The following is a 24,979-nucleotide window of genomic DNA, read 5'->3' as shown; positions in this document are numbered from 1 at the left end:
TCCTCCTCATGGGTTTTTTGTCTATATTTGTCGAAGGTTTTTCAATAAAAACACCGCAGGCCTTTCGGTCTGCGGTGTTTGTTCGCAGTGTCTATTGCCATTATAACCCATTGTATAGGATTGGTCAATGGGTGAATTACCCAGAAACACCAACTTATTCCACGGTAACAGATTTGGCCAGATTTCTAGGCTTATCAATGTCGCAACCACGTTGCAGCGCCACATAATAAGAGAACAATTGCAAGGGGATAATCCCCAAAGAAGGCTGGAGCACAGGGTGGGTCACAGGAATACAAATGGTAGCGTCGGCATTTTTCTCCATCTTGTCACGGCAGAGTTCCGTGGTCAAGGCCAGCACCTCTGCCCCACGGGATTTCACTTCCACCATGTTGCTCATAGCCTTGTCAAACAAGGGTTCATACGTACCCAGCGCCACCACAAGGGTGCCGGGTTCAATGAGGGAGATGGTGCCGTGCTTCAACTCCCCAGAAGCATAGGCTTCAGAGTGAATATAAGAAATTTCCTTCAGTTTCAATGATCCTTCCATGCCCAGAGCATAGTCAAGGTTACGGCCAATGAAGAAGATAGAATTGTGGTTAAAATAGCGAGAGGCATAGTATTGGATTTCTGCCTTGTCAGCCAAACAACTTTCCATTTGGGCAGGGATTTTCTCCACCGCCGCCACAATGTCGGTATATTCTTGTGGGTCAATGGTGCCCAACATATCACCCATATACAAACCCAGCAAGTTCATCAGCATCAGCTGTGTGCTGTAAGCCTTGGTGGTAGCCACGGCGATTTCTGGACCAGCCCACGTGTAAATCACATGGTCAGCGTCACGGGCAATAGACGAACCAATCACATTTACCACTGCCAATGCCTTCGCACCACGGCGCTGGGCTTCACGCATAGCCGCCATGGTGTCCAAGGTTTCCCCAGATTGGCTAATGACGATGGCAAGGGTGGTTTCATCCACCAAGGGGTCGCTATAGCGGAATTCAGAGGCCAATACCACCTCAGTGGGACGGCGCAATAGGCGTTCAAAGGTGTATTTTGCCACCATGCCCACATGGTAAGAAGAACCGCAGGCAATGATGAAAATACGAGAGATGTTTTTCACATAGTCTGGATCTAATTGCAAATCATCCATCACCACGCGCCCATCACGGATACGGGGAGAAATGGTTTTATGCAGTGCCTCAGGTTGTTCTAAGATTTCCTTGAACATAAAGTGAGGATGACCACCCTTTTCAGCGGCAGACACGTCCCAGTCAACGGTGCGTACCGTCTTTTCCACTGCCACCATTTCACTGTTATACACATCGATGCCAGTGGGGGTGATGACAGCCACTTCCCCATCGTCCATATAAGCCACTTGACGGGTGTGCTTGATGATGGCCGTGACGTCAGATGCAATATAATTGCCTTGTTCACTGTACCCGAGTAGCAAGGGGCTATCTTTACGCGCTGCAATCAAGGCATCGGGATAGTCAGAGCAGATGATACCAAAGGCGTACGACCCTTCAATCCGTCCCAACACATGGGACACAGCTTCTAGCATATTGCCGTGCTCTTTGTAATAGAACTCCAACAAATGTGCCACCACTTCAGAGTCAGTCTCAGAGGAGAAGTGCACCCCTTTTTGCTCCAAAGATTCTTTAATGTCTAAATAGTTTTCGATGATGCCGTTGTGCACCACCGCAATGTTGCCAGAAGAGCTAACATGGGGGTGGGCGTTGACGTCATTGGGCTCACCATGGGTGGCCCAACGAGTATGACCGATGCCCAAGGTGCCATCCAGTGCCTTGCCACCGTCAACCAAGTCAGCGAGCATCTGTAAGCGACCCTTAGATTTTTTCACTTGCAAACCAGCGTGTTCGCTCCGCACGGCAATGCCAGCAGAGTCGTAGCCACGGTATTCCATACGTTCTAACCCATCTAACAAGATGGGTGTTGCAGGCACATTGCCTGCAAATCCAATAATTCCACACATAGTCAAGGTCTCCTTTTTGCTTGGTGTATAATTTTTGCTCTCCCATCCATACTGAATATAAATTGGGAGGGTATCTTCATTATGATAACTGCTTTTGTTCGTACTGTGATTTTATACTTGTTGATTATCTTGAGCCTACGGCTGTTAGGCAAGCGTCAAATTGGCGAATTAGAACCAGGAGAACTGGTACTCACCATGATGCTCTCCGACTTGGCCTCTGTGCCCATGCAGGATTTTGCCGTGCCACTGCTCTGGGGCATTGTGCCTATTTTCACCTTGCTCTCTGTGTCTATGCTTCTCAGCTATGGGTGCTTAAAAAGCAACCGCTTTCGCACCATGCTATGCGGCAAACCTGCCATACTCATTGAAAACGGCAAGCTGTGTCAAACCACCATGGCGAAAAACCGCATCACCATCGATGAATTGTTAGAGCAATTGCGCGCCCAAAACATCGTGGATGTGACCACAGTACAGCACGCTATTTTAGAAAACTCAGGGCAATTGTCTGTCCTACTTTGGAAGGCGCATCAGCCACCCACCGCCCAAGAATGGGGTCAGGCGCCCCAAGAGGTCTCTCGATTGCCCACGGTGATTATCAGCGACGGACAGGTAGAACTCACCGCCTTATTCCAGTACGGCTTTGACCTATCATGGCTGAGCGGACAACTGCGCGCCAAAGGTTTTTCCTCTCCAAAAGAGGTGTTCCTCTGCGTCCTCTCCCCCAATGACACCTTGCTATGGGTGGCAAAGGAAGGTGTGATTGTATGAAGCTATGGATGCCCTTGGGCGTACTGGTGGCTATGACTGTGTTGGCTGTGGTCAACAGCCAAACCATCTACCGCCAAACCAGCGCCTTACAACTGCAAATCCAAGCCGTGGACGAAGCGGTGCAAGCTGACAATTGGGCACTGGCAGAGGACTCTCTTGCCCAAAGCCACGGGCAATGGGACGCAATAACCCCTTATTTAGGACTGGTGTCCAATCACACCACCATCGACAACATCGAAGGGATGTATCTGCGCGCCATGGCTTTTTGCCAAACCCAAGAGCCCACAGAATTTCGAGCAGAGATTGCCGACTTACACCATGCCCTGCAAGTGCTTCAAAGCTGGGAGTCCCCCAGTTTGGAGAACCTGTTTTGAGGCGTTCAACACGGGCGACCACAGGTCGTCCGCCACCGTTTCAACTTATTTGGTATCTGCCAATAGCTTGCTCAGCTCTAGCATAAAGGTATCAATATCCTTAAATTGGCGATACACCGATGCAAAACGGACGTAGGCCACTTGGTCAACGTCTTTCAAACGGTTCATCACCTGTTCGCCAATGGCTTCGGTGTTGATTTCACGATCCATGGCATTTTGCAATTCTTGCTCAATCTCAGAGGTGATGGTCTCTAATGTCGCCAAGGTGACAGGACGTTTTTCGCAGGCACGAATCAGCCCATGGAGTACCTTGGAACGGTCAAAACTTTGGCGGCTACCGTCTTTTTTCACCACAATCATGGGTAAACATTCCACAGTTTCATAAGTGGTAAACCGCTTTTGGCACTGCAAACATTCCCGTCGACGGCGAATGCTACTGCTTTCATCAGCAGGACGAGAGTCGATGACTTTACTTTCCGTAAACGCACAATAAGGACATTTCATACAAGAATCACTCCTTTTAATTGTAAGGTTCTACAAAGTTTTTGCTACAATTAGTATACCACAACTTTTTCTCATATGATACCCCTTTTTTACACTTTTTTCGGCTTTTATACCACAGGATGTTCCTGTTCAGAGAGGGCAACCACAAGATAGGGTGTTTTTTCAATCTGTTCCATCTGGGCAAAGCAAAAAAATCTCATCAACGGATAGGGTTTGCTAGGACTATAGGGCACGGCGATTTTCACCCCACCACCCCATGGCTTCCACCAACCATCACCCACCTTCTGGCCTTTTAAATAAGGACACTGCCCTTGTCCCAGCGGTTGCCATGGACTATCCTGCGCCAAACGCACCGCCCCATGCTTCACCTTGCCGATAGGACGATAGGACTGGTTTGACAGCCGCCGCACAATGTCTCCGCCCAACCCTTTTTTCTCCAACACGCCCAAGCGAATCTCTCCCGTTTCTCCCACCAAATACACAGCTTGTACCGCATCCTCCAAAGCAAAGACACACGCGTGAAACACGGTGTATAACCCCTCTGGTGCAATGGTCATCTCCCCCACAGTTTTGCCATCTCTCAGCAATGCAACCTTATCCATTTCACACCTCCTTGCGTAATAATGCTTTATGTAGGGAATGGTCTTGCCCATTCCGCTCCAGCATCCCCAGAACGGAACGGTCAAGACCGTTCCCTACCCATATTACAATTCTATATGCAACCTATCGCTTATCCCCGTTTTTTGGGAATCAACAGCAATTCCCCTCTAGGCAACTCCTCTTTGCTGGCACATTGATTGGCAGACAAAATGGTAGCAACGGTGGTGTGGTGGATTTTGGCCAGCATCCATGGGGTCATCCCTGTCTCTAGCCGACGCAGTACCAACGATGGTGCTCCCGACAAATCCTTGGGCGTGGTCAAATCCACCTGCCCACTGGCAATACAACTACACTGGCCACTGGCACGCACCTCGCCCACATAGTCCACGCAAAACCGCACTTCAATCCCACGCTCCCCTAGCACACTTTGAGGCTCTTCTAGCGCAAGGGCTTGCACGCACACAGCGTAGTGAACAGGTAATTCCATCTGGGTGGTCACCTCTACCGCCCGTTGCACCGACAAGGCCGCCCCACTCTCATCGCTATAAATCACCTTCACCATAGCCGTGGTGCGCAGCGACACCATCTGCCCCTCTCGCACCACCTGCACAGGACTACAGCTCACCATGGTCGCCATCACCGCTTGGGGCACCACCCCAATCTCCAACACTTCTCGCAAGGTCTGGCGACGGCGCAATGGTTCCCACAAACACTCTACTTGCACCGTCTCACGGTGATATCCCACATCGTAAGCCGTGGCATACAAATCATCTAACAGCGTCCACTGCTGTTCTTGGCGCATCATGGCCGTTGCATGGGCGTACAAAGTCAAGGATATGCGCCGCCCTTCATCGTCACTGCTATCAAGTTGTACCTCCCAGCCAGTCAAGTCCACACCCACAGTGGCCCAGACCCCTTCTACTTGGTCACCAATGTCCATGATGTGAGAAAATGGCACTTGGTCGGTAGCCGTGCAATGGGCGCCACTGCCAGTGGCATAAAGCACCCAGCTATGGAATACCCCTTTGAATATCAGTTTGTTGCCCATTACTTTGGTTTCGTTCACCTGTGGCGTCACACGGCTCATCAAAATTTCTGTAGCGCCACCTTTGGCAGGCGATAAACTCATCTCCTCAGCAAACGTGCAATCTTTCTCTACAATTTTCTCCACCACAACCGCCTTCTGGCTCATGTACTGGGTTTCAATGCCACACCCCTCTGGGCTCACTACATCGGTGCACAATGTCTGGGCTTTGAGGCGATGCCCTGTCAATCGGCTCATCAATTTGCAATGGGTGAACAATTTGCGTGGATTTAATGTGCGGCTGTCCAACTGCTCAAGCTCTGTTTGCACCGTCACATGGGCGCACCCAGCCATGGCTGTACTCTCCAAGGAAAAGGGCATGGCATATTCCAGTGACCGCACACCGCCTACCCCTTCTGGCACGTACAACACCGTGATGCGTATCGTACCTGTCACCTGCACCCCCGTGGGGGTCATGGTGCGGTTATGTATGCCCACTGTTCCCTCTGTTTGTAAAATGCGAGCAATGTCTGGGCAGTAATCTGGCACAATGGTCTCCAGTGTTTCCTCCTGCCCCAACACTTGCTGTTCTCCCAGTTCGTACACGTGTACAGTTTGCGTTTTAAATTCCAAATCCATGGCGAACCCCTTTCCTATTCAGTGGCTTTTTCCTTCCCACTATATGTACATCCTATCTCAATTATTCATAGACATGGAACAATCTGCGCAAAATACCGCGCAAAGATTTCGGAGACTTCCAAATCACAACCTTCATACCCTTCCCCCCTTTCTATCTGCGACAACAGGCGCAGCCACAAGCAATCAGCAAGCACGCCACACTCAAAAGCAAAAACCCCACTGGAAAAATGGCGGCAATCAAAATCCCCACCCCCATAGCAATGGCAAAAAAGCCCAACAGTCCAACGCCTCCTCGACGAAACACAAAGCCACACCTCCTTCTCACTGCAGTATATACAGAGACTGGCTGGTGTGTGACCATGGGGATTTAAAAAAAATTTGTAAAATTTTGAAAAAAGTATTGACACGAACGATTGTTCGAGTTATACTCTTACTAGAACAAAGGTTCGATATTCTATTTAATAAGGAGGACGTACCCAATATGAGTGGTTTTACGTTATTTTGCATTGTGGTTGGTGTGATTGTCATGGCCAATCAACTCTTCGCCATCGAGGCTTTTATCGAAGGCGGCGCTGACTAAACTTGCCAAGATTTCCTTCGGGCTATCTGGGCTTTGAAAGGAATGAACATGGATATTTTAGAAAAGCTAACCATCTTATCCGATGCGGCCAAATACGATGCGGCCTGCACCTCTAGCGGTTCCAATCGTGGCTTTCGCAAAGGACACATTGGCTCCACCAGCTCTACCATGTCTGGCTGTTGCCATTCCTTTTCTGCAGACGGTCGGTGCATCAGCCTACTCAAGGTGCTCATGTCCAACGCCTGTAGCTATGATTGCGTCTACTGTGTCAATCGCTGTACCAATCAAACCCCACGGGCCACCTTCACCCCACAGGAATTGGCTGATTTAACCATCGGCTTTTACCGCCGCAACTATATCGAGGGGCTGTTTCTATCCTCTGGTGTTATGGGCACCCCAGACTACACCACCGAATTGATGATCAAAGCCCTTCACATTCTGCGCCACGACTATCGCTTCAATGGCTATATCCACGCCAAGGCCATCCCCGGCACCAGCCCTTATCTGATAGAACAGTTGGGCTATTTGTCTGATCGCATCAGTGTCAATATAGAGCTGCCCTCCCAAGCTGGCTTACAAGCCTTGGCACCCAAAAAAACCAAGGCTGGGATTTTAGCCCCCATGGGGCAAATCCATCAACGACTGGGGGAAAACAAACAGGAACTGGCGCTATACCGCCACGCCCCCACCTTTGCCCCTGCTGGGCAGAGCACTCAAATGATTGTAGGTGCAACCCCAGAAAGTGACCTACAAATCCTGCGATTGACCCAATCTCTCTATCAACGATATAGTCTCAAACGCGTGTTCTACTCTGCATATATTCCCGTAGTAGAGGACACCCTCCTGCCCAGTAAGGAAACCAAACCGCCCCTTCTCCGCGAGCATCGGCTCTATCAAGCTGACTGGCTATTGCGGTTTTATGGCTTCCGTGCTGAAGAATTATTAGACGAGAACAACCCGTCCTTCCACCCCAGCCTTGACCCCAAGTGCAACTGGGCGCTGGCGCATTTAGACTTTTTTCCAGTGGAGGTCAACTCTGCTGATTATGAAACACTCCTCCGTATCCCTGGCGTTGGCACCGTGTCTGCCCAGCGGATTATCCGCTGTCGCCGTCAAGGGCGATTGCAAATTGATGATTTGAAAAAACTTGGAGTGGTGATGAACCGCGCCCAATATTTTCTCACCGCCTGCGGCAAAATGTTAGCAGGACTTCGCTTCACCCCAGAAGGCATGGCGCAGCATTTAATGCAACTGGAGCAACGTGCATTGCCCCAGCCTCAGTTAGAACAATTATCCCTCTTTCCTCCCACCCAACCCACCTTGCAATGAATATGGAAGAATTGATTTACACCTACGACGGCTCCTTCAATGGTTTGCTGTGTTGCATTTTTGAAAGCTATGCAAAAAAGGAGACACCTTCTGCCATCCAAACCCAAGAGGAACTCTCCCTTTTTAAAAATCGCATCATTGTCACAGATAACGACAAGGCAAATCGCGTCTATAAAAAGGTTGTAAAGCTATCTCGATTTACAGCAAATATCCTGAAAAAAGCGCATCTCACTTGCCTCACTGACAAGGAGATGCACTTATATTCTCTGGCGGTTCGACTGATTAACCAAGGGGGCGGCTTCATCGGCAACCAAACCGATCCCCAGCTCTATCCCATTTTGCAGGCTATCCGCCACATGGAACGAGAAGCCCATCTACTCCGCGGCTTTGTCCGATTTTCCATTTTAGGCGGGGCCTTGGTCGGGGAAATTGAACCGAAAAATCAAGTCCTACCAATTTTACGCCGCCATTTTTGCGACCGCTATCAAAACGAAACCTTTTTCCTGTACGATCGCACCCACCACCAAGGCCTATTCTACGCCCAAGGCAAATCCACCATCATCCCTGTGGAATCCTTCCAAATGGAAGCAAGTGATGATGAAGAAGCCCACTATCGTACACTATGGAAACAATTTTATGATACCATCGCCATCAAAGAACGGGAAAACCCCACCTGTCGACGCACCCAAATGCCCCAGCGATTCTGGATCACCATGACCGAATTCCAATCCCCAGCCCATTTCTCAGGTGCTCCCATCAATGGCTCAACTGATCTCGCAAACGCTCTAGCGCACGCCGCTCCAACCGAGAAACCTGCACTTGAGACACCCCCAAAATCTGTGCCGTACGATCTTGGGTCAACCCCTTAAAATACCGTAGCAAAATGGTCAAGCGCTCTTTTTCTGGCAGAGCTTTAATCGACTCTTCCAAGGCAATCCGCTCCACCATCTGCTGCTCTGGCGCATCTGTGCCAAGGAGATTTTCCAGCGTCAACCCTTCCCCCATGTCTCGCTGTAACGATGTTGGGCTGTCCGTAGCCATCTCCACCTGCGCCACCTCTTCCACTGTTAAACCAGCGTGTTGCGCCACTTCACTTAGATAGGGTTCCCTGCCTAACTGCTGGGTCAACTGGCTTCTAATTGTGTAAAGTGTTTGACCTTGCTCCCGTATGCTACGACTTACTTTTATTGCGCCATCATCTCGCAAAAATCGACGAATTTCCCCTGCGATTTTTGGCACGGCATAGGTGGAAAAACAAGTGCCATAGGAAAAATCAAACCCTTGCACCGCTTTCAAAAAGCCCAAACACCCTAGCTGATACAAGTCATCTGGCTCCACGCCACGGCCATAATAGCGCCGCACCACGCTCCAAATCAGGCCGTTATTTTCCACCACCGCCTGCTCACAAGCATCGCGGTCGCCTGCTTGTGCATTGCGCAACAATTCCAATGTAGGCCCACTCATCGGCTGGCTTTCATCCGTGGTGCCAGCTTCTTTTTCATCACCACAACCGTCCCTTTGCCAATGGTGGAACGAATGCGAACGTTATCCATAAAGCTATCCATAATGGTTATCCCCATGCCACTGCGCTCAGCACCCCCTGTGGTAAACATAGGCTGGCGTGCCTGCTCCACATCCGCAATGCCACAGCCTTTATCTTGCACTGAAATTTCTAAGTAATCTTCAAACAGCCGCCCTTTCAAATACACCATACCAATACCCTCAGGATACCCATGGACAATGGCATTGGTCACCGCTTCACTGACCGCCGTTTTAATATCTTCCAACTCGTGAATCGTGGGGTCAGCCTGTGCCACAAAACAGGCCACCACCCCACGAGCCAACCCTTCGTTGCTACTGCGACTGGGAAACGACACTGCACACTCATTTTTTGCCACTACTTTCATCTGTAACTCTCCTCTGCTTTCAATCCATTTTTTCTTGGCTGATGCGCACCATCCGTGAAACCCCTGCCGCATCAAGGACCCGTTTGGCCTGCGGTTTCACGTTGCACACCAGCAAATGCCCTTCTAGGCGTTGCATTTTTTGAAGCGCCCGCAAAATAAAGGCAATGCCTGAACTATCCATAAAACTCACCCCTTCAAAATCTAACACCAATTTTTTCGGCAGCGCTGCTTCCACTGCTTGGTCAAGGGCCACCATTGCCCCCTTTGCACCGTGGTGATCCAATTCTCCCACACAGCGCACCAACAAATTCCGCTCTGCACACGTGGTTATCAATTCCATATTCTCGCCTCTTTTTCCAAGTTTGTCCCACATCTTGGGCTATTTCCCCTTAAAGATACCATATCTATGGAAAAAATCCTGTCGAAACAAATGTTCAACAGGAAATTTTAAAAAATTGATATCATCATAGCAGTACTCACACTTGTTTGCACGCTATCTTTCAGCCCCACGCCAAATAGAAGTTTCAAAGTTGAAAACTGTGATTCGCCGTCCAATAAAGCACCCCTTTTTAGTCACCGCCCATCATGCACTCTTTTCGCCTCCGCGCATACACTGAGATGAAAGCACGTTCTTTCAAGTTCAATCAGAGTAATAATAGGAGGTATTCCAATGGCCGAGAAAATCATGCCCGGTCCCGTGGACGAGTCTTGTCCTGTGCGTGAAGCCGTTTGCATCCACACAAAAAAGGTATTCGATTCCTGCAGAGACAAAGACTGTATTGAGGACTTACGGTTCTATCCCAAATTCGGTTGCGTAGATGTGCTCAATCACGCCATGAGTGTGAAAGGTGGCACCGCCAAGTTGCTGTACGTATATGTAGATGTGGAGCCTGTCACCTTCAACCGTGGCTTTTTCACCATCGATATGCGCTTTTTCTACGATGTAACCCTGCAGGCCTATCTCAACAGCCCCTGCCCTGTGCCTGTGGAAGGCTTATGTGTGTTTGACAAGCGTGTCATCCTGTTCGGCAGCGAGGGCAATGCCAAAATTTTCACCTCTAGCATGCAAGAATGCGCCTGCGACACCACCACCAAAAGCTCTAACAAGCCCCAAGCTGTGGTAGAAGCCGTTGACCCCATCGTGCTAGATGCACGTTTGGTAGATAACTGCGCGCGCCGTGAATGCGACTGTGATTTGTGCGAAGTCCCCACCTGCGTCAATCAATTTTTCAATGGTGAATTGGTCAATGGCGACGAAGGCCGCCGTGTGTATGTGACCTTGGGGCAATTCTCTATCGTCCGTTTGGAACGAGATGCCCAACTGCTGATTCCCGTCTATGACTATTGTATGCCTGACAAAGAATGCAATGGCAGCGGTGGCGGCAGTGAAGATCCCTGCAGTATTTTCCGCAACATTTGTTTCCCTGTGGGAGAATTTTTCCCACCCAACACCGTCCGCACCCCTGATACTTACGAAGAAACCAAAAGCTTCTGCGGCTGCCACTAAGAATTCTAGCAGATAAACCATACAGGCATTGGTAACCGTATCTATATAATTTCCTACAAAATAATAAATGCGCTGCACAAAAAAACGACCCAAAGGGCAGGGCGTAGAGAGGGAACCTGCGGTTCCCTCTCGCATTTAAATCATTTGCCGTCTGGGCGGTAGTATTTTGTGCTATTTGCTCGCAAATAGCACAAAATGGCATCGCATAAGCGATGCCAAAGGAATGAAAAGGGGATGTACAAAAAGTGGCCAGCCACTTTTGTACATCCCCTTTTCTCTCATATTCAAATACTGACTATATTATAAAACCAATTTTGCTCGGCAGGTGATGTTTTGCGTTTGTCTCGGCTTCTGCCATGACCATCACCAGCAAAATATGATTTACCCACAGTTATCGCCCAAAGTAAGAATCAAACATTCCACCAAAGGGGCTGAAGTAATTGTAATAATCGTCGTAATCATTACCACTGTTATCGCTAGAGCCACTGTTACCGCTAGAATTGCTAGGGGTTTGTGGCACTTGGATTTCCGCGGTTTCTTCTACCTCTTCCACCTGCTGTGGCACAGCATCCCATGTCACTTCGGTGCTCATCAACACACCATCACGATAAAATTCAAAGGTGGCCACATCACCACTCACGTAGCTACGCTTGGCAGAGGAAAAATCCTCCAACGATGTGATGTCCACATCCCCTACCTTGGTGATGACATCGCCAGTTTGCAAACCGGCCAAATTTGCGGCGCCGCCTTCCTCCACTGTATAGAGATACAGCCCCACAGGCAAACCCATTTGTGCCGACATAGAATCGTTGATGCTCCCAGCAGTCACCGCCAGATATGGCTTGTTGGTCACATAACCATTGGTGATAATATCTTCAATCATCACCTTCACATCATTCATTGGAATGGCAAAACCCAAACCTTCTACGCTGTTGCCAGAGGAGTCGGCAGAATATTTGGCAGACACAATCCCCACCACTTCGCCATAACTATTGAACAGCGGGCCGCCAGAGTTACCGGGGTTGATGGCGGCATCCGTTTGAATCATATTAAAAGGTGTGCCAGAGACATTGATGGCTCGGTTCACGGAAGACACCATACCGCCACTCATCGAGAAGGTCAGTTCCCCCAAAGGATTGCCGATGGCAAGCACACGGTCGCCCACGCTTAAAGAATCAGAGTCCCCCAAGGTGACCGCTTGCAAGCCAGTGGCATCGATTTTCAGCACAGCCAAATCATAATCTTCATCATACCCAATGACGGTTGCTTCGTATTGGCTGTTGTCGTTCAACGTGATAGACACGGCAGTGGAATCTTCCACCACATGATAATTGGTGACAATATATCCATCGGTGGTGATGATAAAGCCAGACCCAGCAGAGGCAACTTCAACCGCTTGACCAAAATAATTGGTGGTGGCGGTGGTATTAATGGACACCACTGAGTCCACATTGGCGGCGTAGACTTGGCTATCGGTCAACAAGGAGGTACCCGTGACACTGGTCTGGGTAACCTCTGCCACCACACGGTCACTGACTGCAACAGCAGTTGTGTTGCCAGCAGTTGTGTTGCCATCCATGGCCATCCACACCACACCTGCCCCAACGCTACCGCCAATCAAGGCAAAGCACAAAGCCAAACAAGCAATTTTCAAAGCAGACCCTTTGTGTTTGCGACGTCTTGGTTTTTCGTACTCAAATTCATCCTTTACCTCATCGGTAGGCACTGGTTCAACAGGGTTGGTGTAATACACCCCTTCTTCCACATCGCGCCCACTTTTGCGATAGGTATAATTATATAGGTTCTTTTCATTTTCATACATGATAGAATTCCTCCATTTTTATGAATTTTCTACATATGACTTGCACCTTTGAGCAAAGTATAGTATTCTTAACTTAAACCAAGTTTAAATGAAATATGAATAATTTGAAAACCCACCTAAGAAAGGAAATCCAACCATTGATTCGGATTGAAAATATCAAAGTCGCCCCTGAAGGCGCCATGGCTGCCTTAACTGGCGAAGCCGCCCGTCTACTGAAAATCCCAGCCAAATCCATCGTCTCCATGGACGTTGTGCGCCGTAGCATCGACGCTCGCGAAGATGTGAAACTAGTCTACACCGTGGAAGTACAAGTACGAGATGAAGAGAAAATCTTCAAACGCATTCATAATCCTCGCATCTCCCTGACAGGTCGGAAAAAGCATAACAACTACAACCCACCCATGTCGCCCACCCCTGCTCTACCTCCTGTGGTCATCGGTGCTGGCCCTGCTGGGCTGTTTGCCGCCTTGACCCTTGCCATGGCAGGTCTGCGCCCCATTGTATTGGAACAAGGCCAAGCCGTGGAAGAGCGCAAACTCTCGGTTGATACCTTCTGGCAAGGGGGCGATTTAAACCTATATTCCAATGTACAGTTCGGGGAAGGCGGCGCTGGTGCCTTTTCTGATGGCAAATTGTCCACTGGTACCAAAGATGCTTACCACCGCTGGATTTTAGAGCAAATGGTGCTCGCTGGTGCTCCAGAGGAAATTCTGGTCAACGCCCAACCCCACATCGGCACCGACAAACTCTACGCCATGCTCATCGGTCTGCGCCGCCACCTCCAGTCTCTAGGCGCTGACATTCGGTTTTCTCACCGCGTTACAGACTATGCCATCACCGATGGTTCCATCACTGGTTTGCACGTGCAATCTCCTGATGGCAGTTACGACTTGCCAGCATCCACGGTCATGTTGTGCCTAGGACACAGCGCACGCGATAGCTTCCAACTACTCCACGAAAAAGGTGTCTCCATGGAAGCCAAGCCTTTCTCTGTGGGTGTGCGGATTGAGCATTCTCAAAAACAATGCGATGTGGCACAGTATAAACAATACGCTGGTCATCCTGCCTTGGGCGCCGCTACGTACAAGCTATCTTGCCACTTGGAAAATGGTCGCAGTGCCTATTCCTTCTGCGTGTGTCCTGGTGGTCAAGTGGTGGCTGCTGCCTCTGAAGCTGGTGGCGTGGTCACCAACGGCATGAGCACCTTTGCCCGTGATGACAAAAACATCAACGGCGGCTTGCTCATTAACATTACCCCCGACGATTACGGTGCAACCCCCCAAAACCCCATCGCTGGCATCGCCTTCCAACGCAAACTAGAGCAAGATGCCTTTGCCTTGGGTGGCAGTGACTACAAAGCACCTTGCCAGCGTGTGGAAGATTTCCTTTTAAATCGACCTTCCACTAAGTGTGGCAGTGTGGAGCCCACCTATCGCCCTGGTGTGGTGTACACTGATTTGCACCAATGCCTACCTGCTTTCGTATCTGAGTCCATTGCCCAAGCTTTGCCACTACTTGGCAAACGCCTCAAAGGGTATGACGATGGGGACGCACTGCTCACTGGCGTGGAAACACGCTCCTCTTCTCCTGTGCGCATTGTACGGGAGAAAAACGGGCAATCTTCTGTGGAAGGCCTGTTCCCCTGCGGTGAAGGGGCTGGTTACGCTGGCGGTATTTTGTCCGCCGCCGCTGATGGTATGCGACAAGCGGAACGCTTGATTTATAAATTGCAAGGAGAGCAAGTATGAACCGTAACGTCTGTGTGTATTTAGACTTTTTGACCCCTGCCCAAGAAGAAACTATGGCCACCTGTGCCAAAGAAAATGGCTACACCATTGCCTTTTTCTCCCCTGACCAACTGGAGCAAGCCAAAGAGCACGCCCAATCTTGTCAGGCCATCATCGCCAATAGTCCAGCTCTGTTGCAAGCCGCACCTGCTACCTTAGAGTGGTATGCTTGCCCCAACGCAGGGGTGGAAGGCTACTGCAACAACCCTGATTGGTTTAAAAACCCCAACACCATCTTGACTAACTGCGCTGGTGCTTACGGTGTCACCATTGGCGAACACATGGTCATGGTCACCATTATGATGATGCGCAACGAACTGCTGTATACCACAGCCGCCACCGAACATCGCTGGGGCATCACCCAACCTATGCGCTCCATCCGTGGGAGCCGTGTAACTGTGGTTGGCACTGGTGACATTGGCTGTTCCTTTGCCGCCCATGTCAAAGCCATGGGTGCTAGCCATGTGACAGGTCTGTCTCGCAGTGGCAAGGCACGTACCAACGATTTTGACACCATGCTCACCATCGACCAACTAGAAAGCGTGTTACCCACCAGCGATGTGATTGCTTTGTCCTTGCCCAATACCCCTGAAACCGCTGGCCTGTTGACCCGTGAACGCCTTGCCATGCTGCCCACCTCTGCCTATTTGGTCAATGTAGGCCGTGGCAATGTTCTTGACCAAGAAGCTTTGATGGACGCTTTGAATAACGACCAACTAGCTGGTGCCGCCATCGATGTGATGATTCCCGAGCCCCTGCCCAGTGACCATCCTCTCTGGGATACCAAAAACATCATCATCACCCCCCACGTGGCTGGTGATATGTCTTTGGGTTACACCGCCGATAAGGCCGTGTCTATCTTCTGCGAAAATATGGCTCACTTTGCCAAGGGCGAACCCCTCAACCATACGGTTGACCGCACCAAAGGCTATTAAATTTCACGCTATCAAACGTCCCTGCCGTATTGGCAGGGACGTTTTTTGCAATAAATACCGCAAACTTTGTATGTGTCACCAAAAAGCAAATGCCAAAACAAGAATAAATCACAAAACTTTTTGTTTACCTGACAAAAAGTTTGACAGTGTGTATTTTCATGGTACAATGTTAGTATCAAACAAGAGAGGTATTCTCACCATGAAAGAACAACCCACTGGGCAATCTACCCTGTTCACCTTAACTGGTCGCCCTCCCTTTGGCGCAGCCCTTTCTATGGCACTGCAACATCTGATGGCCATGATTGTGGGCTGTGTTACCCCTGCCATCATCATTGCCAATGCCGCTGGACTATCCGTGGATGACCAAGTTCGATTGATTCAAGCTTCCTTGCTGGTCTCTGCATTGGCAACGCTATGTCAAATTTTCATGCTGGGCAAATGGTTTGGCTCTGGACTCCCTGTGATGCTTGGCATTAGCTTCGCCTATGTGCCCACCATGCAAGCCATTGTTGGCGCAGGTGGCGGCATCGGCGCTATTGTAGGTGCGACTATGGTAGGCGGTGTGGTGGCTATGGTGGTGGGTTTTTTCTCCCAACGCATCCGCAAACACTTCCCCCCTGTGATTACTGGCACGGTGGTGTTCACCATTGGGCTATCCCTCTACCCCACTGCCATCAACTATATGGCTGGCGGTACCTCTAACTCCTATGCCTTGGTGGTGGAAACCGAGGGGTTGACCTCTGCTTTGGTGTATGGCTCATGGCAAAACTGGTTGGTGGCTGTTTTGACACTGGTGTTTGTCATGGTGCTGAGCAACAAAGGCACAGGCGTCTGGAAATTGGCCTCCATTCTCTTGGGCATGGCTGGCGGTTATATGGTGGCGCTGTGTTTTGGCATGGTGGATTTTTCTGGCATTGCCTCTGCCACATGGATTTCTGTGCCCCAACCTTTATATTTTGGCGTCAGCTTTGAATTGGCACCTGTGATTACCATGTCTTTGCTCTTTGCCATCAATTCCATCCAAGCCATTGGCGATTTTACCGCCACCACTGTGGGTGGTCTGGGTCGTGAACCCAGCGACCGTGAGCTCCAAGGCGGCATCGTCACCTATGGATTCACCAACATTTTGGGCGCCCTGTTTTGTGGGCTTCCCACCGCTACCTATTCCCAAAATGTAGGCATCGTATCCACCAACAAAGTGGTCAACCGCTGTGTATTTCTACTGGCTGGACTGTTTTTGCTGTTGGCTGGTATCTCCCCCAAATTTTCCGCCGTTCTCACCACCATTCCCCAATGTGTATTGGGCGGTGGCACCATCACTGTGTTTGCCACCATTGCCATGACTGGTATGAAGCTCATCGCCTCCCAAGGACTAAGCCCCCGCAACACCACCATTGTAGGCTTATCTGCCGCATTGGGGGTTGGGATTTCTCAATCTGCAGATGCGCTAAGTCAATTCCCCGATACCATCACAATGATTTTTGGAAATTCTCCAGTGGTGCTGGCAACTATTTTAGCCATTGCCTTGAATTTGATTTTACCAAAAGAAGACGCTTAAAATACCAATAAACCGCCTGTGCAGTCGTCTGCACAGGCGGTTTATTCAGTCTCTGCCCATTCCTTAGCAAGGGCGGTCAAGTCGTCTTGTTCATTGGGTACGTCTTGGTCAATGACGGCATCTAGCAAGCCCTTTAAACACAAGCCAATGGCCTGTCCTTTGTAACCTAAGTCCATCAAGTCGTGACCATTCACCGCCATATGTTGCAAAGAAAAGCATTGCTTTTCTTCTAGCACCTTTGCCAAAATTTCTTCTAGCACATCCAACTCCTGTTGTCGTCCGTGATAGTCAGGGTGCTGTGCCAGATTGTCTGCACGCTTGAGTTTGAGCAAATTGGTGAATTGCTCTACCCCTAATTTTCTCAAGGCTTTTTTCACAGCCTTCTCCGTTGGCAAGATGCCACGGTCATGCCATTTCACCAGCATCACCACTTGCTCACGGGTGATGGTGTCCACCTTCAAGCGTCGCAACATCTGCTCCGCCATAGGATACCCCACGTCTGGATGTCCGTAAAAATGGCCGATTCCACCCTCGTCAACTGTAAAGGTTTTCACCTTGCCAACATCATGTAACAAGGCAGATGTACGTAACACGAGACTATCTTCAACGGTTTCCACCGTGCGAATACTATGCTCCCACAAATCATAGCAATGATGAGGATTACGCTGAGAAAACCCTTCCATGGGCAATAATTCTTCCCAAAAAACACCCACCACATCCACATATTCACGCAAAATTGCAACAGGATTTACGCCACGCAGTAGCTTCCCCATCTCCACCCAAATCCGCTCCACTGCAATGTGAGAAAGTAAGTGGCGATTGCTGTGAATGCTCAGGGCTGTGGCTGGGTCAACGGTGAAATCCAATTGACTGGCAAAGCGCAACCCTCGCAACATCCGCAAGGCATCCTCGGTAAATCGCACATCTGATACTCCTACGCATCGCAGACATTTTCTCTGCAAATCCCCTTGTCCATCGAAGGGGTCTTGGAACGTTCCTGCTAAATTCAGCGCCATGGCATTGATGGTAAAGTCTCGCCGCGCCAAATCTTCATGAATCGATGTGACAAAAGACACACCTTGGGGGTGACGGTGATCAAGATAGGCCCCATCGGTGCGATAGGTGGTCACTTCCACGTGCCACAACTCTGTCACCACAGTCACCGTGCCGTGTTGTAAGCCAGTGGGAATGGCGCAATCCCCAAACACCGCCATCACCTGCTCTGGCAAGGCACTGGTGGTCACATCCCAATCTTGAGGTGTGCGACCTAAGAGCAAATCTCGCACACAACCACCCACGCACCAAGCTTCAAAGCCAGCGTTTTCCAACGATTGTAGCACCCTTTGCACCTGTTGCGGTATTGTCATAGTCACACCCCCTTCAATCAATGTTTCAAACAAAAAAACCACCCTATTGGGTGGTTTTTGGTCCGAGTGACGGGATTCGAACCCACGGCCTCTTGGTCCCGAACCAAGCGCGATACCAAACTTCGCCACACCCGGATATTCCTATATCAATGCTTGCTGAACAAAGCAAAAACACACATCTAGCAAGGTTTTGTCTCACAAGACAAAAAACCTTGCACTTTTGATTTTGGGCGTGTGTCCCAAAATCAAAATAGGCAGTCATCAATGTATTTGAAATGGCAAAACACACTTGTTTTGCCATCAAATCCGCCCTTAGGGGCTGATTTGCAAATGCAATTCGCAAATTGCATTTGTTCAGTGGACATTATATCAGTATAACACAAGTCGCCATAAAGTCAAGAACCCTTGCTTGTACTAAAAATCTGTTTTCACGCATAGCCTATCTCAAGAAAGGTAGGTGATACCATGGGGATGCCACAAATTCCTGAAGGCACCCACCGCCCTAATTTCCAAGAAACCGTGGTGGATTTGCTGGAATCCATTGCCCTAGAAGAGTTGGCACTCAGTCACATTCTCAACGCCCAAGGGGAGCAAATGCAAGCCATGGTGCAACAATACACCACCTGTTCCCTGCCCCACAGCCACCTGCATCAAGGCTGCCAAGACACAAAAGACTTACTCAACACCATGATTATGAAACAGTGGTTGCTCGCCAACAAGCTCAGCACAGTGCTGACCCTACAAAACAATCAACCACCGTTGCAACCACAATCACAATTGCCACCACCCTGCCCTAGCACTCACTGCGCCACCTGTATCCATCGCTGTATTTGTTACCCTTAATACTGCAACGGTTTCCCTGGTTTACGGACTTTGATGGCATTTTTATGAATACCAGAGACAATGCCCATGGCGCAAAACAGCGTCACAACAGACGACCCACCATAGCTGAAAAAGGGCAACGTCAAGCCAATAACAGGCATGATAAACAGGCACATTCCCACGTTGACCATGATTTGGAACATCAACATAGCCGCCATACCGATACAGATATAAGAGGCATAGGCCGACTGGACACGATGGGACACATCAATGCACCGCAGCACAATGGCACTCAATAAAACCAGCACCACCAAACAGCCAACCATGCCCAATTCCTCACCAATAACCGAGAAAATAAAGTCTGTCCAACGGGCAGGCAACGACCATGAATAGGCACTTTGGCTTTGGGTGCCCTGCATATACCCTTGCCCAAACAAGCCTCCAGACCCCAGCGCCAATAAACTACGGGTCTGTTGCCAACCCACCCCTTGGGGATCATAACTATGGTCATAGAGGATGATAAAGCGGTTGAGCATATAGGACGGTATCTTTTCAAACAGCCACATAAAGGCCAATCCGCCCACAGCCACTGTGCCAGCCAAGGCAAACCATCGCAGCGCCATCCCCGCCACAATGGACATCCCAGCAAAGATAAACAAATACACTAAGGCATTGCCCATATCACCAGAGAGAACAAAGTACAGCCCAACAAGCGCCAGTGTATGGCCACCTGTAAAGGCAATTGCCTTGATAGACTTCAAGTCGCGCTTTTCCTCTTTCAGCCATGATAGTTGCTTGGCAAGCAGCATGGTAAATGAAATTTTCACCACTTCCGCCGGCCCAATACTCACTGGCACACCAGGAAGCTTGAGCCACGCTTTATTGCCTGTGCCGTCATCCACACCAAAGGGAATGAGCAACAACATAAAGCAAATATTAAAGGCCACAAACCACGGCCATTTTTTTATCACGCTCTCCACATCAATGACCGACAGAAGAATATACAGTACGATGCCAATACCCAGCGCACACGTTTGAACGATTACATACCGCTCTGAATTCATAAACTGGGTGGCAGAGTGAATCATCACAATGCCAAAGATGGTGGAGACGCAACAAAGTGCCAACAAGACCAAGTCTGCTTGTTGGAGAAAGTCGATTAAAATGGCTTTTAGCTTTTTCATAGTGGCTCCATGGTTCTTCGGATTAGATTGATTGCAATGATACGGAAACTACTGTTGCCTACCAAAAGCACGGGCGACCACAGGTCGCCCCTACAATTGATAGGAACAACATTTCAATACAAATATTGATTATTTGTCTTCAAAAATGGCCTTCATGCCCAGATAGGTTTGGTAGCAATCCAGTTTGGATACAGTTTCAAAGGGTGCGTGCATTCCCAGCACAGGCACACCAGCGTCCACAGTGTCAATGTTGCGGTTTGCCATATAGGCCGCCACAGTGCCGCCGCCGCCAACATCAATTTTACCTAGCTCGTTGACCTGCCAAATTACATTTGCATCATCAAACACACGGCGGATATAGGCCATAGCCTCTGCCGTTGCATCAGACGCACCAGACTTACCACGGGCACCAGTATATTTGTTGATACCCACACCGTAGTTGACAAAAGCGGCATTGCGCTTTTCAAACACCTCAGCAAATTGAGGGTCAAAGGCCGCTGTCACGTCGGCAGACACACAGAAGGAGTTACCGTAGCATTCACGAACATTTACCTGCTGAATATCGCACAAAGCTTCCATAAAATCGTCAAAGACCCAGCTTTTCATACCAGTGACCCCATCAGAACCGATTTCTTCTTTGTCAGCCAACACGCAGATGGCCGTCTTTTGGGGAATTTCAGTCAAATCGAACATGGCCTTCACTGCCGCATAGCTACACACACGGTCATCGTGCCCATAAGCGCCAATCATACTGCGGTCTAAGCCGATGTCGCAAGCGTTGCCAGCAGGCACAGCCTCTAGCTCCGCAGAGGTAAAATCATCTTCTACAATGCCGTATTTCTCATTGAGTAGCTTCATCACTGCCAGCTTGGCTCGACCGCTACCGCCAGCTTCACCAATGGGTTTAGAACCCACCAATAAGTTCAGGCTTTCCCCTGAAATGGCTTCATTTAAAGGTTTTCTTCCTTGTTCTTGTCCCAAGTGTGGCAGCAAATCGGTGATGACAAAATTGGGGTCACCTGCATCAGCGCCAATGTTCACTTCCACATTGGTGCCATCTTTCAATGACACCACGCCGCGCAGTTCCAAGGGGATGGTCACCCATTGATACTTGCGGATACCGCCATAATAATGGGTTTTCAAATACGCCAATTCACTATCTTCAAACAAGGGGTTTGGCTTCAAATCGAGGCGAGGTGCATCGATGTGAGAGGCAGAAATTTGTGCGCCAGCATCTAGGGGCAGATTTCCCATATAGGCCAGCATTAACCCCTTGTCCCGATTGTTCCAATACACTTTAGAGCCAGCTTCCAATGCCATGCCACGAACAAAGGGCACATATCCTTGCCCCTCTGCTTGGCGGATGAATTCCTTCACGCAGGCACGCTCAGTTTTGCCAGCATCCAAAAAGGCTTTGTAGTCTGTGCAATAGTCTTCCATTGCAGGCAATTGGCTGTGGTCAAAACGGTCATATCCATTTTTCTTCACAGACAACAGTTGGGTTTCTAGGTCTTTATAGGCTTGTTTATCCATGTTGGTTTTCCTCCTGTAATTTTCCCACGAGATGTTTAAAATAAGCTGTGGCTTTCACTTGGAACTCTTGTGCCGATGGGCAACTGTTCTCCAATTCATAGTCACATTTGGCTCGATAATAACTGTCTGGCTTTTGGGCATTGATGCGCAAGTGCGCATAGAGCTCGTCAATACCATCACGGGCTGTAATCCGTTGCACCCGCAATTCTGCAGGGGAGGTCACCGCCACTGTGGCATGGCACAGCTTGCCAAGACCAGACTCCAACAGATTGATGGCATCGATGGCGAACAAGGTGTTGTCATCGCTTGCCAGTCGCCGTGCCACTTCTTTGGTCATATGGGTAAAGACGATTTCGTTTAGCTGGTCAAGGCGCACAGCGTTGGAAAACACCTCTGTACCCAACTGTTTGCGGTTTAAATGCCCTGCTTCATCAAAGGCCAACGGGAACATAGCTCGCAAATCTGCCACCAAGGCTTGGTCGGTTTTCAGCATTTCGTGGTAGATGTTATCACAGTCTAAAACCTGACCTCCCATGGCTGAAACAGCCTTTAGCGCCGAGGTTTTCCCACTACCTGTGCCACCAGTCAGACCCAGTACCACCGCTTTTTCCTTTGGGGTAATCATTTGGAACCCTGCCGCTTTTTTCAAGCGGTTGCCAATGGCAAAACCGAGCCCACGATTGTCGGGACACTGGGTAAAAATCCGCTTTACATCCGTACCATCAAAGCCACGCAAAGCATCAAACACACGTTGGGCTTGGGTTTGCTTGTCCTCAATAGACCCTAAATCTTCCACGCGATAGCCTTTGAATTGGTGCACGTATTCACTAAAGCAAATCACACCATCTTGCGGCTCTAACCGCTTTTTAATTTCCTTGGCAGACACATCCCCTGCCCCAGTGACTACGGTCACAGGAGCTTTGGGTGCATAATGGCGATATTTCATGCCGGGGGCTTTGGGCGTCTGCCCGTCTTCCAATGCTGTCACAGCGGCAGAGTCAACCAACAATCCCCCTAGAACCTGCTCCAACTCTTCCACAGATACACCACCAGCACGCAGTACTCTAGGTGGTGTACAGGTCAAGTCCACAATGGTAGACTCCACCCCCACAGCACAGGGGCCACCATCTACAATGGCGGCGATTTTGCCATTCATATCCTCACGTACATCTTCAGCGGATGTACAGCTGGGGCGACCAGATAGATTGGCGCTGGGTGCTGCAATGGGCACTCCAGCTTCCCGAATAATCGACAGCGTCACCCCATGGTCTGGGCAACGCACCCCCACTGTGTCTAGCCCAGCGGTGGTCACATCTGGCACCACATTGGCACGCTTTAGCACCATGGTCAAAGGCCCTGGCCAAAATTTCCGCGCCAAGCTATAGGCCGCAATGGGAATATCTTTGCAGTAAATCGGCAACCACTGGGCACCAGCCAAATGGAGAATCAACGGATTGTCCTGTGGACGCCCTTTGGCAGCAAAAATCTTTGCCACCGCCTCTTTATCCAGCCCATTGGCACCCAAACCATACACAGTTTCTGTGGGCAAACCCACCAGCTCCCCTGCCAAAATCAAATCGGCGGCTTGCTGAATTTGGGCTTCCACTGCCCGACGCTGTCCTTTTACATTGCGTAAGTCTAATTGTATTGTTTCCATATTTTGCCTCAATTCTTGGGTAAGCTTTTATTGTCCACTTTGCAAGCGCTCTGCTTGATCTGCCGTAATCAACGGGTCAATCACCTCGTCTAATACACCATCCATCACAGCATCTAATTTATAGATTGTTAAGCCGATGCGATGGTCAGTCAGCCGCCCTTGGGGGAAGTTATACGTGCGAATACGCTCACTGCGGTCACCACTGCCCACTTGACTTTTACGCTGGGCAGCAGTGGCAACGGCTTGTTTTTCCTGCTCCGCTTCATACAGTCGAGACCGCAGCACCTTCATGGCTTTGTCTCGGTTTTTATGCTGGCTCCGCTCCTGTTGGCACTCCACCACCACACCTGTTGGGATATGGGTGATGCGAATGGCCGACTCAGTTTTATTCACGTGCTGCCCACCAGCTCCAGACGCGCGATAGGTGTCTACCTTCAAGTCAGCTTGGTTGATTTCAAACTCCACATCCTCTGCTTCTGGCAACACAGCCACTGTGGCGGCAGAAGTGTGGATACGACCACTGGACTCTGTCTCTGGTACACGTTGGACACGGTGCACGCCACTTTCAAACTTCAACCGCCCGAATGCGCCTTCCCCTTCAATAAGCACACTGCATTCTTTTACGCCACCAAGCTCCGTTTCATTCAAGGATAAAATATCCATCTTCCACCCTTTCGTCTCAGCATACATGGTGTACATCCGCAGTAACGAACGGGCGAACAAGGCACTTTCCTCGCCCCCAACCCCTCCGCGCAATTCCATAATCACGTTATGACTGTCATTGGGGTCACTGGGTAGTAACAAGCGATTTAATACTTCTCGCAACCGCTCAATTTCCTCTTTTGCAAAGGAAAATTCCTCTTGTGCCATTTCCTTAAGCTCAGGATCTGCCATCATTTCAAGGGCTTCTTCCTGCTGGGACACCACTGCCAAATAGGCCTGATATGCCTCCACCACAGGGGTTAATTCCTTAATTTCACGATTGATGGTTTTCAGTTGATTGCCGTCGCCATACACACTGGGCTCAGATAAGTGATGGTGCAAATTTTCCAAACGCAGGGCGATGGCCTGCAATTTCTCTTCCATATT

General features: G+C 49.7%; 23 protein-coding genes and 1 tRNA gene. 9 read left to right on the top strand and 15 right to left on the bottom strand.

Annotated elements, in window-relative coordinates; genetic code table 11:
- Positions 1–154 precede the first annotated feature (154 nt).
- On the bottom strand, positions 155–1,993 hold the full coding sequence (gene glmS, locus RFF05_RS00950; RefSeq protein WP_409968585.1) for a glutamine--fructose-6-phosphate transaminase (isomerizing): 1,839 nt from the start codon (positions 1,991–1,993) through the stop codon (positions 155–157).
- Between the two features lie 81 nt (positions 1,994–2,074).
- On the opposite strand from glmS, the gene RFF05_RS00945 reads away from it, so the two are divergent.
- Both RFF05_RS00945 and RFF05_RS00940 read left to right on the top strand, forming a co-directional pair.
- Complete coding sequence (locus tag RFF05_RS00945) at positions 2,075–2,761, top strand: YetF domain-containing protein (RefSeq protein ID WP_409968584.1); 687 nt, start codon at positions 2,075–2,077, stop codon at positions 2,759–2,761.
- The gene (locus RFF05_RS00940; protein ID WP_409968583.1) at positions 2,758–3,135 is read left to right on the top strand and encodes a DUF4363 family protein; all 378 of its coding nucleotides are present in this window, start codon (positions 2,758–2,760) and stop codon (positions 3,133–3,135) included. Before RFF05_RS00945 ends, RFF05_RS00940 begins: the two co-directional genes overlap by 4 nt.
- 45 nt (positions 3,136–3,180) lie before the next feature.
- Here the strand turns inward: RFF05_RS00940 and nrdR are convergent, their stop codons facing one another.
- The 4 genes from nrdR to RFF05_RS00920 all read right to left on the bottom strand — a co-directional run bounded on the left by nrdR (position 3,181) and on the right by RFF05_RS00920 (position 6,206).
- On the bottom strand, positions 3,181–3,639 hold the full coding sequence (gene nrdR, locus RFF05_RS00935) for a transcriptional regulator NrdR (protein ID WP_409968582.1): 459 nt from the start codon (positions 3,637–3,639) through the stop codon (positions 3,181–3,183).
- Positions 3,640–3,746: 107 nt separating this feature from the next.
- A complete protein-coding gene (locus RFF05_RS00930; RefSeq protein WP_409968581.1) occupies positions 3,747–4,241 on the bottom strand; it encodes a hypothetical protein in 495 nt (164 codons plus the stop codon).
- A 128-nt stretch (positions 4,242–4,369) separates the two neighbouring features.
- Positions 4,370–5,902 (bottom strand): DUF3794 domain-containing protein, encoded by a 1,533-nt coding sequence (locus RFF05_RS00925; protein ID WP_409968580.1) that lies wholly within the window; start codon positions 5,900–5,902, stop codon positions 4,370–4,372.
- Positions 5,903–6,053: 151 nt separating this feature from the next.
- Positions 6,054–6,206, bottom strand: coding sequence for a hypothetical protein (locus RFF05_RS00920; RefSeq protein ID WP_409968579.1), 153 nt, complete (start codon positions 6,204–6,206; stop codon positions 6,054–6,056).
- A gap of 324 nt (positions 6,207–6,530) precedes the next feature.
- Here RFF05_RS00920 and RFF05_RS00915 point away from each other — a divergent pair, with 324 nt between their 5' ends.
- Together RFF05_RS00915 and RFF05_RS00910 are read left to right on the top strand one after the other, a co-directional pair.
- Positions 6,531–7,811 carry a putative DNA modification/repair radical SAM protein gene (locus RFF05_RS00915; protein ID WP_409968578.1) on the top strand — a complete coding sequence of 427 codons (1,281 nt, stop codon included), beginning with the start codon at positions 6,531–6,533 and terminating at the stop codon, positions 7,809–7,811.
- Positions 7,808–8,680: a TIGR03915 family putative DNA repair protein gene (locus tag RFF05_RS00910; protein WP_409968577.1), complete on the top strand. Its 873-nt coding sequence runs from the start codon at positions 7,808–7,810 to the stop codon at positions 8,678–8,680. Before RFF05_RS00915 ends, RFF05_RS00910 begins: the two co-directional genes overlap by 4 nt.
- Here RFF05_RS00910 and RFF05_RS00905 read toward each other — a convergent pair.
- From RFF05_RS00905 to RFF05_RS00895, 3 genes are read right to left on the bottom strand one after another with little or no spacing between them, the layout of a single operon-like run.
- Entirely contained in the window at positions 8,568–9,275 is a 708-nt protein-coding gene (locus RFF05_RS00905; RefSeq protein WP_409968576.1) for a sigma-70 family RNA polymerase sigma factor, read from the bottom strand. The genes RFF05_RS00910 and RFF05_RS00905 overlap by 113 nt on opposite strands.
- Entirely contained in the window at positions 9,272–9,718 is a 447-nt protein-coding gene (gene spoIIAB, locus RFF05_RS00900; RefSeq protein WP_409968575.1) for an anti-sigma F factor, read from the bottom strand. Before spoIIAB ends, RFF05_RS00905 begins: the two co-directional genes overlap by 4 nt.
- A 19-nt stretch (positions 9,719–9,737) precedes the next feature.
- A complete protein-coding gene (locus RFF05_RS00895; RefSeq protein WP_409968574.1) occupies positions 9,738–10,058 on the bottom strand; it encodes an anti-sigma factor antagonist in 321 nt (106 codons plus the stop codon).
- A 330-nt stretch (positions 10,059–10,388) separates the two neighbouring features.
- On the opposite strand from RFF05_RS00895, the gene RFF05_RS00890 reads away from it, so the two are divergent.
- On the top strand, positions 10,389–11,225 hold the full coding sequence (locus RFF05_RS00890; protein WP_409968573.1) for a hypothetical protein: 837 nt from the start codon (positions 10,389–10,391) through the stop codon (positions 11,223–11,225).
- A gap of 391 nt (positions 11,226–11,616) precedes the next feature.
- On the opposite strand, the gene RFF05_RS00885 is transcribed toward RFF05_RS00890, so the two are convergent.
- Complete coding sequence (locus RFF05_RS00885; protein ID WP_409968572.1) at positions 11,617–13,047, bottom strand: S1C family serine protease; 1,431 nt, start codon at positions 13,045–13,047, stop codon at positions 11,617–11,619.
- A gap of 95 nt (positions 13,048–13,142) precedes the next feature.
- Here RFF05_RS00885 and RFF05_RS00880 point away from each other — a divergent pair, with 95 nt between their 5' ends.
- From RFF05_RS00880 to RFF05_RS00870, 3 genes are all read left to right on the top strand, one after another.
- A complete protein-coding gene (locus RFF05_RS00880) occupies positions 13,143–14,795 on the top strand; it encodes an NAD(P)/FAD-dependent oxidoreductase (RefSeq protein ID WP_409968571.1) in 1,653 nt (550 codons plus the stop codon).
- Positions 14,792–15,769, top strand: coding sequence for a D-2-hydroxyacid dehydrogenase (locus RFF05_RS00875; protein WP_409968570.1), 978 nt, complete (start codon positions 14,792–14,794; stop codon positions 15,767–15,769). Before RFF05_RS00880 ends, RFF05_RS00875 begins: the two co-directional genes overlap by 4 nt.
- 199 nt (positions 15,770–15,968) lie before the next feature.
- Positions 15,969–17,327: a uracil-xanthine permease family protein gene (locus tag RFF05_RS00870; protein WP_409968569.1), complete on the top strand. Its 1,359-nt coding sequence runs from the start codon at positions 15,969–15,971 to the stop codon at positions 17,325–17,327.
- Between the two features lie 41 nt (positions 17,328–17,368).
- Here RFF05_RS00870 and RFF05_RS00865 read toward each other — a convergent pair whose 3' ends face one another.
- Together RFF05_RS00865 and RFF05_RS00860 are read right to left on the bottom strand one after the other, a co-directional pair.
- A complete protein-coding gene (locus tag RFF05_RS00865; protein ID WP_409968568.1) occupies positions 17,369–18,694 on the bottom strand; it encodes a CCA tRNA nucleotidyltransferase in 1,326 nt (441 codons plus the stop codon).
- A 58-nt stretch (positions 18,695–18,752) separates the two neighbouring features.
- Positions 18,753–18,829, bottom strand: a tRNA-Pro gene (locus RFF05_RS00860).
- A 336-nt stretch (positions 18,830–19,165) separates the two neighbouring features.
- Between RFF05_RS00860 and RFF05_RS00855 the strand changes: the two genes are divergently transcribed.
- Positions 19,166–19,537 carry a hypothetical protein gene (locus RFF05_RS00855; protein ID WP_409968567.1) on the top strand — a complete coding sequence of 124 codons (372 nt, stop codon included), beginning with the start codon at positions 19,166–19,168 and terminating at the stop codon, positions 19,535–19,537.
- On the opposite strand, the gene RFF05_RS00850 is transcribed toward RFF05_RS00855, so the two are convergent.
- The 4 genes from RFF05_RS00850 to prfA all read right to left on the bottom strand — a co-directional run bounded on the left by RFF05_RS00850 (position 19,534) and on the right by prfA (position 24,976).
- Positions 19,534–20,700 (bottom strand): FtsW/RodA/SpoVE family cell cycle protein, encoded by a 1,167-nt coding sequence (locus tag RFF05_RS00850; RefSeq protein ID WP_409968566.1) that lies wholly within the window; start codon positions 20,698–20,700, stop codon positions 19,534–19,536. The two genes, RFF05_RS00855 and RFF05_RS00850, sit on opposite strands and share 4 nt — an antisense overlap.
- 129 nt (positions 20,701–20,829) lie before the next feature.
- Positions 20,830–22,233 (bottom strand): aminopeptidase, encoded by a 1,404-nt coding sequence (locus tag RFF05_RS00845; protein ID WP_409968565.1) that lies wholly within the window; start codon positions 22,231–22,233, stop codon positions 20,830–20,832.
- On the bottom strand, positions 22,226–23,890 hold the full coding sequence (locus RFF05_RS00840) for an L-threonylcarbamoyladenylate synthase (RefSeq protein ID WP_409968564.1): 1,665 nt from the start codon (positions 23,888–23,890) through the stop codon (positions 22,226–22,228). Before RFF05_RS00840 ends, RFF05_RS00845 begins: the two co-directional genes overlap by 8 nt.
- 27 nt (positions 23,891–23,917) lie before the next feature.
- Positions 23,918–24,976, bottom strand: a complete 1,059-nt coding sequence (gene prfA / locus RFF05_RS00835; protein ID WP_409968563.1) for a peptide chain release factor 1 — start codon at positions 24,974–24,976, stop codon at positions 23,918–23,920.
- Positions 24,977–24,979 lie beyond the last annotated feature (3 nt).

Source organism: Bengtsoniella intestinalis (genome assembly GCF_039719005.1).
GTDB classification, from domain to species: Bacteria; Bacillota; Clostridia; order Oscillospirales; family Oscillospiraceae; genus Oscillibacter; species Oscillibacter intestinalis.
Note: the sequence above shows the minus strand (reverse complement) of the source record. Positions and strands in the feature narration are given on the sequence as shown.

Bases quoted from the DNA above. Each gene is read 5' to 3' on its own strand.
- RFF05_RS00915 (WP_409968578.1), top strand. From the start codon at position 6,531: ATGGATATTTTAGAAAAGCTAACCATCTTATCCGATGCGGCCAAATAC.
- RFF05_RS00880 (WP_409968571.1), top strand. From the start codon at position 13,143: ATGAATAATTTGAAAACCCACCTAAGAAAGGAAATCCAACCATTGATT.
- prfA (WP_409968563.1), bottom strand. From the start codon at position 24,976: ATGGAAGAGAAATTGCAGGCCATCGCCCTGCGTTTGGAAAATTTGCAC.
- RFF05_RS00925 (WP_409968580.1), bottom strand. From the start codon at position 5,902: ATGGATTTGGAATTTAAAACGCAAACTGTACACGTGTACGAACTGGGA.
- RFF05_RS00885 (WP_409968572.1), bottom strand. From the start codon at position 13,047: ATGTATGAAAATGAAAAGAACCTATATAATTATACCTATCGCAAAAGT.
- RFF05_RS00945 (WP_409968584.1), top strand. From the start codon at position 2,075: ATGATAACTGCTTTTGTTCGTACTGTGATTTTATACTTGTTGATTATC.
- RFF05_RS00865 (WP_409968568.1), bottom strand. From the start codon at position 18,694: ATGACAATACCGCAACAGGTGCAAAGGGTGCTACAATCGTTGGAAAAC.
- RFF05_RS00905 (WP_409968576.1), bottom strand. From the start codon at position 9,275: ATGAGTGGGCCTACATTGGAATTGTTGCGCAATGCACAAGCAGGCGAC.
- spoIIAB (WP_409968575.1), bottom strand. From the start codon at position 9,718: ATGAAAGTAGTGGCAAAAAATGAGTGTGCAGTGTCGTTTCCCAGTCGC.
- nrdR (WP_409968582.1), bottom strand. From the start codon at position 3,639: ATGAAATGTCCTTATTGTGCGTTTACGGAAAGTAAAGTCATCGACTCT.
- RFF05_RS00940 (WP_409968583.1), top strand. From the start codon at position 2,758: ATGAAGCTATGGATGCCCTTGGGCGTACTGGTGGCTATGACTGTGTTG.
- RFF05_RS00845 (WP_409968565.1), bottom strand. From the start codon at position 22,233: ATGGATAAACAAGCCTATAAAGACCTAGAAACCCAACTGTTGTCTGTG.
- RFF05_RS00875 (WP_409968570.1), top strand. From the start codon at position 14,792: ATGAACCGTAACGTCTGTGTGTATTTAGACTTTTTGACCCCTGCCCAA.
- RFF05_RS00840 (WP_409968564.1), bottom strand. From the start codon at position 23,890: ATGGAAACAATACAATTAGACTTACGCAATGTAAAAGGACAGCGTCGG.
- RFF05_RS00855 (WP_409968567.1), top strand. From the start codon at position 19,166: ATGCCACAAATTCCTGAAGGCACCCACCGCCCTAATTTCCAAGAAACC.
- RFF05_RS00895 (WP_409968574.1), bottom strand. From the start codon at position 10,058: ATGGAATTGATAACCACGTGTGCAGAGCGGAATTTGTTGGTGCGCTGT.
- RFF05_RS00910 (WP_409968577.1), top strand. From the start codon at position 7,808: ATGAATATGGAAGAATTGATTTACACCTACGACGGCTCCTTCAATGGT.
- glmS (WP_409968585.1), bottom strand. From the start codon at position 1,993: ATGTGTGGAATTATTGGATTTGCAGGCAATGTGCCTGCAACACCCATC.
- RFF05_RS00850 (WP_409968566.1), bottom strand. From the start codon at position 20,700: ATGAAAAAGCTAAAAGCCATTTTAATCGACTTTCTCCAACAAGCAGAC.
- RFF05_RS00930 (WP_409968581.1), bottom strand. From the start codon at position 4,241: ATGGATAAGGTTGCATTGCTGAGAGATGGCAAAACTGTGGGGGAGATG.
- RFF05_RS00890 (WP_409968573.1), top strand. From the start codon at position 10,389: ATGGCCGAGAAAATCATGCCCGGTCCCGTGGACGAGTCTTGTCCTGTG.
- RFF05_RS00870 (WP_409968569.1), top strand. From the start codon at position 15,969: ATGAAAGAACAACCCACTGGGCAATCTACCCTGTTCACCTTAACTGGT.